This window comes from Sphaerospermopsis reniformis (assembly GCF_005402885.1).
In the GTDB taxonomy this organism is placed as follows: domain Bacteria; phylum Cyanobacteriota; class Cyanobacteriia; order Cyanobacteriales; family Nostocaceae; genus Sphaerospermopsis; species Sphaerospermopsis kisseleviana.
Genome location: NZ_BJCE01000231.1, coordinates 1 through 8491 on the forward strand (window position 1 = coordinate 1; position 8491 = coordinate 8491).

Sequence of the window (8491 nt, forward strand, 5' to 3'; positions counted from 1 at the left end):
TACCCCTAGCGCGTTTTGGGTACATATGTATATAATTGGTAATATTTTTCATCTTTGGTAGAACCACGGTATATTTTCCATTTACCGTTCTACCATTTTTCCGTTATATATTTCGGACAGGTCTAATTGGTACAACTAAGTTAGCACGTACTTGGATACTACGCAGAAAATCTTGATGACAAGGATGAATAGGTTCTAATTCAATATCAGCGATCGCTCTTATTCTTCCATTTAAATACAAGGTCGCATATTCATTATTAAAGCAATTATCTGCTCCCTTTGAACCTAAAATTGATAATTTTTTTGAAATTAAAGATTCAAATGTTACTTGACCGTGCCATTGCTCGTAGAAGTAATAAATAACTACGCGGTCAACCTGTAAAGCTTCTCTAATTTGATGTATGGTTTTGCGGATTAAATTATCTCGATTAATCTTTTTTATCAGACGATCCAGTAGAGTTTGTAAACCTTTTTCAATATGTTGTTGGTGCTGATGTTGATTTTGAATACTTTCAAATTGAGCTTGAGAATGAATTTGCACAGGTTTCAGGTAAAAACTACATAAAAATTGTGTTGATTTATATAGTAGCTTATCAGCAAGTTGAGAGAAAATAATTAATTTACAAATTCAAGAATTTTTATAATCATAAATTCTCCTACTTAGATATTTTTTTGCAAAACATTAAAATTAACAAATATTTTTGTTGAAAAATGAAAATTTATTAAGAAACAAAACATTTTTTCATTATTTGAAATGTTAAGTTATTTTTTTTTGTAAAACTTTAAATTTCTTAATATTTAGAGATAAAAAAATATAGATAAAAAAATATAGAGATGCAATAAAACACACCTCTATATATAAAATAAATATCAAACTATCTATGACGTAATGGGAAAGCTTATCTATCCACAGAACCCATAATTACGTCAATACTACCGAGAATAACCACAACATCTGCTACCTTCACACCACGTAACAAAGAGGGGAGAATTTGCAGGTTATTGAAGTCTGCGGGGCGAATTTTCCACCGCCAGGGGAAGACATTATTATCACCTACCAAATAAATTCCCAGTTCACCTTTACCGCTTTCTACACGGGAGTAAATTTCACCAGAGGGAATTTTGAAGGTGGGAGCAACTTTTTTAGCAACATACTGATAATCAAACGCATCCCATTCTGACTTTGGACCAGCCATCATTCGTTTAGCTTCCAGGTTTTCATAGGGACCACCGGGTAAACCTTTGATAGCTTGTTTGATGATTTTCACAGATTCCCGCATTTCCCGCATCCGCACCATGTAACGAGCGAGACAATCACCTGTGGTTTCCCACTGTACATCCCAGTCGAAATCGTCGTAACATTCATAATGGTCAACCTTCCGCAAGTCCCACTTCACCCCAGAACCGCGTAACATTGGACCAGAAAGACCCCAGTTAATTGCTTCTTCACGGGTAATAGTCCCAATACCTTCGATACGACGGCGGAAAATAGGGTTATTGGTAACTAAGCGTTCATATTCGTCAACTTTGGGGAGGAAGTAGTCACAGAACTCTTCACACTTATCTACCCAACCATAGGGTAAATCAACAGCTACACCACCCACACGGAAATAGTTGTTATTTACCATGCGATAACCTGTAGCCGCTTCCCACAGGTCATAAATCATTTCCCGTTCCCGGAACTGGTAGAAGAAGGGAGTTTGAGCGCCTACGTCTGCAAGGAAGGGACCAAACCATAATAGGTGGTTAGCGATGCGGTTTAGTTCCAGCATAATTACACGGATGTAACTAGCGCGTTTGGGAACTGTAATACCTGCTAATTTTTCTGGTGCATTGACTGTCACCGCTTCGTTAAACATCCCCGCTGCGTAGTCCCAACGGCTAACATAGGGAACATACATAACGGTGGAACGGTTTTCAGCTATTTTTTCCATCCCCCGGTGTAGATAACCAATGACTGGTTCACAGTCAACGACATCTTCACCGTCTAATGTCATAATTAATCTCAGAACCCCGTGCATTGAAGGGTGGTGAGGACCCATGTTTAGCACCATTGGTTCAGTGCGGGTTTCTATTCTACTCATAGATTTGGTGTTCTCCCGTTGTCAACAGTTTGTATTGAACCGCCAAGATGCTAACCAGATACAATTTACTGCATCTGCTAATTTTCAGCTTGTCAGGATAGCAGGTTTGGAGTTGTACTTGATGTTTTATTTTGTCTTGCTTCTTCAATTATTATAGGGATCTGGCGATTCAAGGGATTGTGAGTCTGGTTTTTTTATTTTCTCTTTGGTTGTGGGGTGGAGGGAATTTTTGACGGGTGGTGTTGTTTATATCTAAGTTTTATTAAGGTTTGGGTGGTTTTGCTGGGTTTGAGATATATTTATTTTATCGTTGGGCTAATTAATTTTTATGGCTCACGCAGAGGCGCAGAGTCGCAGAGAGAGAAGCAAGAGTTTTTGTTATGAATTATTTACAGGTTTATATTCAAGAAGTTAGTCAGGTTTATCAATCTCAAAATGCTACTGAGCATAGTTATCGTCCTGCTTTGAAGAAGTTAATTGAGTCTTTGGATTCGGGGATTCAAGCTATTAATGAACCTAAACGTATTGCTTGCGGTGCGCCTGATTTTGTGGTAAAAAACGGTGTTTTGGAAGTTGGTCATATTGAGGCTAAGGATATTGGCGTTTCTCTGAATAAGGTTGTGAAAACTTCCCAAATGGCACGTTATTTTGATGCTTTAGGTAATTTGATTTTAACTGATTATTTAGAATTTCGTTGGTATGTCCAAGGTGAGTTAAGGTTATCTGCTTCTTTGGGAAGTATTTATAAAAGAAAAACAATTAAAATTGATGATCATGGTATTAATGAAGTTGAGCAACTTTTCCGGCAGTTTCTATTAACTAAAGTTCCCCAAATTACTACACCGAAGGATTTAGCTAAACGGATGGCTGGTTTAGCTCAATTAATTAGGGATGCAATTAAGACGGCGTTAAATGATGATGATCAGGGGGGTATGTTACGTCAACAGTTAGAATCTTTTGAACGGGTGTTAATTAAGGGTTTAACTGGTGAACAGTTTGCGGATATGTATGCTCAAACTATTTGTTATGGTTTGTTTGCAGCGCGGTGTAATACTGATAATATTAATACTTTTTCACGGGAAACGGCAGCTTTTAAGTTACCAAAAACTAATCCTTTTTTAAGAAGTATTTTTGGACAAATTGCAGGTCCTGATTTAGATGAGAGAATTACTTGGGCGGTAGATACTTTGGCGAATATTCTGCAACAAACTGATATGGCGGAAATTCTTAAAGATTTTGGTAAACGTACTCGTAAGGAAGATCCGGTTGTTCATTTTTATGAGACTTTTTTGGCGGAATATGATTCAAAAATGCGGGAGTCAAGGGGGGTTTATTATACTCCTGAACCTGTGGTTAATTATATCATTAAAAGTGTTGATTATGTGTTAAAAAATAAGTTTAATATTAGTAAGGGTTTAGCTGATGCTAAAAAGATTAAAGTTCCCCATCCCCAGGGTGAGGGAACTATGGAAAATCATCAAGTTTTGATTCTCGATCCTGCTGTGGGTACGGGAACTTTTATGCATAGTATTATTGATTATATTTATGATAGTTTTAAGTCTCAAAAGGGGATGTGGTCTAGTTATGTGAGTCAGCATTTATTACCCCGTTTATTTGGGTTTGAATTATTGATGGCTCCTTATACTGTAGCACACATGAAATTAGGTTTACAGTTGCAAGAGTTGGGTTATGATTTTAGTTCTGATGAACGGTTAAGGATTTATTTAACTAATACTTTACAAGAAGCTTTTCAGTTAGAAGAACAAGTTATTAGTTTTGGTTCTCGCATTAAAGAAGAAGCAGAAGCAGCAAAAGAAATTAAACAAGAAAGTCCAGTTATGGTAATTATTGGTAATCCTCCCTATTCTGGACATTCTGTAAATACAGGTGATTGGATCAAAAATCTTTTAAATGGTAAGGATACTATTTATAATAGTAGCACGGAAAGCTATTTTGAAGTAGATGGAAAATCTTTAGGTGAGAGAAATCCTAAGTGGTTAAATGATGATTATGTGAAATTTATTCGTTTTGGTCAGTGGAGAATTGAAAAAACAGGTTATGGGGTTTTAGCTTTTATTACTAATCATGGTTATTTAGATAATCCCACTTTTCGGGGAATGCGTCAAAGTTTGATGAAAACTTTTGATGAAATTTATGTTTTAGATTTACATGGTAATAGTAAGAAAAAAGAAGTTTGTCCTGACGGTTCACCGGATAAAAATGTTTTTGATATTCAGCAAGGTGTAGCAATTGGGATTTTTATTAAGTATCAAACCAAAGAAAAAAATAGTCAAAAAGAATTAGCGACGGTTTATCATGCTGATTTATGGGGTGCTAGAGAAGTTTATGAAAATAAACAGTTGGTTGGTGGTAAGTATCATTGGTTAGCGGAAAATAATTTACAATCTACTAATTGGGAAAAGTTAGAACCAAATACACCATTTTATTTATTTAAACCACAAAATAATGATTTAAAAATGGAATATGATACAGCCTGGAAAATTACCGAAATAATGAGTGTTAATGTTTTAGGTTTTCAAACACACCGAGATCATTTTGCTATTGATTTTCATGAAAAAAGCATTACTCAAAAAGTTAGAGAATTGAGAGAAGATAATTTATCTCATCAAGATTTTAATAAAAAATATAATATCAAAGATAATCGAGATTGGCAATTAGATAAAGCTCGTAAATTAATTCGTTCGGATAATCAATGGAAAGATAAGATAATTACCTGCTTGTATCGTCCTTTTGATTGGCGTTACTGTTATTTTAGTTATGTGACAATGGATTATCCTAGAAGAGAATTAATTGATCATGTTTTTAGAAAAGATAATTTGTGTTTGTTATCTTCAAGACAACAAGCAACTTTAGGATATAAACATTGTTGGGTTTCTATGCACGTTCCTGAATCTTGTGTTGTTTCTACTACGAGTCGTGAGGGTAATCAAGTTTTCCCTCTCTATCTTTACCCAACAAATACCCCAACTTTATTTGATGCTACACCAACTAACGCACCAGGAGGACGTAGACCGAATTTATCCCCAGAATTTATTACTGAATTTTCCCAAAAATTAGGATTAGAATTTATTGTTGATGGAAAAGGGAATCAAAAACAAACCTTTGGACCAGAGGATATTTTTAATTATATTTACGCTGTTTTTCATTCTCCTACTTACCGTCAACGCTACGCTGAATTTTTAAAGATTGATTTTCCCCGTCTTCCTTTAACTTCTAATCTTGCGCTTTTTTGGGAGTTGGTAGCAAAGGGTGATAAATTAGTACAATTTCATTTAATGAAAGTAACAGGAAAGGAAATTTCCACTTATCCTATTGCGGGTTCTAATATTGTGGAATAGGTTAAATATAATGAAAATCATCAACAAATTTGGATAAACTCTGAACAGTATTTTGATCAAGTTCCTCCGCAAATCTGGAATTTTTATATAGGTGGTTATCAAGTTTGTCAAAAGTGGTTAAAAGATAGGAAGGGAAGAGAGTTAAATTTTGATGATTTGACTCATTATCAAAATATTATTTCTATTATATCGGAGACTATTCAGATTATGGGAGATATTGATAAAATTATTGCAAATTATGGGAGTTTTCCGTTAGAATGAGAGTTAACATAACAACAAGATATGAAGACAGACACGATATTTTACACATTACTGCAAAATCTGCCTAGTGTTTTATTTGAACTACTAGAACAGTCACCTACACTAGCTTTACACTACGAATTTTCCTCTGTGGAAATCAAAGAATTAGCGCGACGAATAGATGGCTTATTTTTACCCAAATCAGAATATCCACAAGATCCGATTTATTTTGTAGAAGTACAATTCCAAAGTGATGATAATTTATACTGGCGATTAATTACCGAAACGTTTCTTTACTTAAACCAATATAAACCTCAAAGAACATGGCAAGCAGTTGTATTATGGGCAAATCGGGATCTTGATCCGGGAATACCTTTAGCATATCAAAGTTTACTCACTGCTGGACTAATCCATGTCATTTATTTAGATGAAATAGTTGATACATCATCTTCAATAGGTTTAGAAATTATTAAATTAGTAGTTGCTCCTGAAGAGGAAGCTATCCAACAAGCAAAAAGTTTAATCAATTTGGTGAATAAAGCAGATGCGGCCAAAGGTCGAAATCTTTTAGAATTAGTAGAAAGAATGTTAGTTTACAAATTCTCATCCTATAGCCGTCAGGAGTTAGAAGCAATGTTTGGATTAACAGAATGGCAACAAACCCGATTTTATCAAGAAGTAAAAGAAGAAACAGAGTTGGAAACTAAGTTAAAAACTATTCCTAAACTGTTAAATGAGGGGCTAAATCTAGAACAAATTGCGCGTATACTTGAGTTAGATATCGAGGCGGTAAAACAAGCAATTACAAAGCAAAATAATAAATAGACATTGGATGAATAAATCAGGTGGTGATACAATTTGATGGGTTTATTCAGAAAATTTTTATAACTCAAGTTGGTGCGTTACGTTATCACTAACGCACCCTACTAACTATCATGTCGGAGACTATTAAGATTATGGAAGATGTTGATAAAATTATTGATAAATACGGTAGTTTTACGTTAGAATGAGATTGTCAATCAAAACAAATCTGCCTACGCGAAATAAAAACATCAAGGTGGGACATAATTTATGCAAGAATTAATGAAAAATCCTTCATCTTGGCTACCCAATGGAATAAACCTGAATCTTGCAGATCAATTTCGTCCTTTTTCTTTTACTGAAGAATTACAACTTCGTTTAGAAGAACTTTTAGAAAAGAATAAAGAAAATTTGCTCAATTCTGATGAAAAAGCAGAGTTAGCTGGTTTATTAGAATTAGAAAGGATTTTTAGTTTTATTAACACTAAACTGGCTTCTTAGGAGAATTAAATTATCTGCGTTTAATTATTAATGATTTTACGTCAAATAATAATCATCACTTTAATAAATTAATGAATACATCAGATTTACAAACCCCCATAGATTTAGATGAATTTACATTTTCCCATATTCCTGTTTTAAGTCAGGAAGTAATTACAGGTTTAAATATTCAACCAGGTGGCAATTATTTAGATTTAACTGTCGGTGGTGGTGGCCACAGTCGGTTAATATTAGAAAGTGCTGAAAACACAAAAATTACCGCAGTTGATCAAGATTTGGATGCTTTAAAAGCTGCACAGGAGAATTTAGCAGAGTTTGGAAATAGGGTGAATTTTATTCATAGCAATTTTGCTAATTTTCAATTTCCTGCAAATACTTATGATGGCATTTTAGCAGATTTGGGTGTGAGTTCCTATCATTTGGATAACCCAGAAAGGGGTTTTAGTTTTAGAAATACTGCTAATTTAGATATGCGAATGAATCAAGAACAGTCTTTAACTGCTGCTGATATAATTAATGAATGGGATGAACAAGAATTAGCGGATATATTTTTTAAATATGGTGAAGAAAGACTTTCTAGGAAAATAGCGAAGAGAATTATCGAAAAGCGTCCTTTTCAAACTACCACAGAATTAGCGGAAGCAATTTTTTATTCTGTTCCTCCTAAATATCGACATGGAAGAATACACCCCGCAACTCGCGTTTTTCAATCTTTAAGAATTGCGGTTAATGATGAGTTAAAAGTATTGGAAACTTTGATAGAAAAAGCACCTCACGCGCTGGTTACTGGTGGTAAAATTGCGATTATCAGTTTTCACAGTTTAGAAGATAGAATAGTCAAACACGGTTTAAGAAACTCAGAGCTATTAAGAGTTTTAACTAAAAAACCGATTATTGCAACAGAAGAGGAAATAAAAAATAACCCGCGTTCTCGTTCTGCTAAGTTGAGAATAGCAGAAAGAAAAAACCCAGCAGGTGAGTAAAATAAAAATCTTGTGGTAAAAATCTTGTGGTACGGGCATCTTGCCCGTTATGATAATAATAAATAATAAGATCCCCGACTTCTTGAATAAGTTGGGGATCGGAAATGTTTTTAGTTTTTAAAAACTTTTGAAGTTCACCACAACGCCGTTTTACCTAAGTTTATGACCTGGGTAAACCAGGTGGGAACGGGTGTTGCTTGTTTAAAGTTTCCGAGTGCAAGCTCGGTTTACTGCCACAAGAACGAATTGGTTCCCTTTTCGTTAAAGACATAGATCAAAAAACTTGAGGGCAGTCACCAACGTCGTAGTGTAACTAATTCATTATAACTGTGAAAACCGATTTGTGTAGAGGGTAATGAAAAAATTTTTTAGTTGTCAGTTATGGTTGGTTATTTTACTGCTATATAAAACCTAGACAAAACTAGACTTTACTTTCTACTTCAACGGGAGCATGGGAGCAGTTATCCCTCAGTAGACTTTCACGCCTTAGCCAGACGCGATTGTGTTCCAATTAAGTTTCTGA

The 8491-nt window shown here is 34.7% G+C and carries 4 protein-coding genes, 1 other RNA gene and 2 pseudogenes; 4 read left to right on the top strand and 3 right to left on the bottom strand.

The features are described 5' to 3' along the window. Positions 1-124 precede the first annotated feature (124 nt). Both FFR48_RS22410 and FFR48_RS22415 read right to left on the bottom strand, forming a co-directional pair. Positions 125-508, bottom strand: a pseudogene (locus FFR48_RS22410) (GAF domain-containing protein); the annotation flags it as partial. A gap of 391 nt (positions 509-899) precedes the next feature. After that, positions 900-2084, bottom strand: coding sequence for an NAD(P)H-quinone oxidoreductase subunit H (locus tag FFR48_RS22415; protein WP_137668891.1), 1185 nt, complete (start codon positions 2082-2084; stop codon positions 900-902). Between the two features lie 1310 nt (positions 2085-3394). Between FFR48_RS22415 and FFR48_RS22420 the strand changes: the two are divergent. The 4 genes and pseudogenes from FFR48_RS22420 to rsmH all read left to right on the top strand — a co-directional run bounded on the left by FFR48_RS22420 (position 3395) and on the right by rsmH (position 7968). Then, positions 3395-5704 (top strand): annotated as a pseudogene (locus tag FFR48_RS22420) (type ISP restriction/modification enzyme). A gap of 21 nt (positions 5705-5725) precedes the next feature. Continuing rightward, positions 5726-6508, top strand: coding sequence for an Rpn family recombination-promoting nuclease/putative transposase (locus FFR48_RS22425; RefSeq protein ID WP_137668892.1), 783 nt, complete (start codon positions 5726-5728; stop codon positions 6506-6508). Positions 6509-6754: 246 nt separating this feature from the next. Next, on the top strand, positions 6755-6985 hold the full coding sequence (locus FFR48_RS22430) for a hypothetical protein (protein ID WP_137668893.1): 231 nt from the start codon (positions 6755-6757) through the stop codon (positions 6983-6985). A gap of 71 nt (positions 6986-7056) precedes the next feature. Continuing rightward, complete coding sequence (gene rsmH, locus FFR48_RS22435; RefSeq protein WP_137668894.1) at positions 7057-7968, top strand: 16S rRNA (cytosine(1402)-N(4))-methyltransferase RsmH; 912 nt, start codon at positions 7057-7059, stop codon at positions 7966-7968. A 130-nt stretch (positions 7969-8098) separates the two neighbouring features. On the opposite strand, the gene ssrS is transcribed toward rsmH, so the two are convergent. Beyond that, positions 8099-8282: non-coding RNA, 6S RNA (gene ssrS, locus FFR48_RS22440), on the bottom strand. Positions 8283-8491: the final 209 nt, after the last annotated feature.

Coding starts and splice junctions, on each gene's coding strand:
- FFR48_RS22415 (WP_137668891.1), bottom strand. CDS start 2,084: ATGAGTAGAATAGAAACCCGCACTGAACCAATGGTGCTAAACATGGGT.
- FFR48_RS22425 (WP_137668892.1), top strand. CDS start 5,726: ATGAAGACAGACACGATATTTTACACATTACTGCAAAATCTGCCTAGT.
- FFR48_RS22430 (WP_137668893.1), top strand. CDS start 6,755: ATGCAAGAATTAATGAAAAATCCTTCATCTTGGCTACCCAATGGAATA.
- rsmH (WP_137668894.1), top strand. CDS start 7,057: ATGAATACATCAGATTTACAAACCCCCATAGATTTAGATGAATTTACA.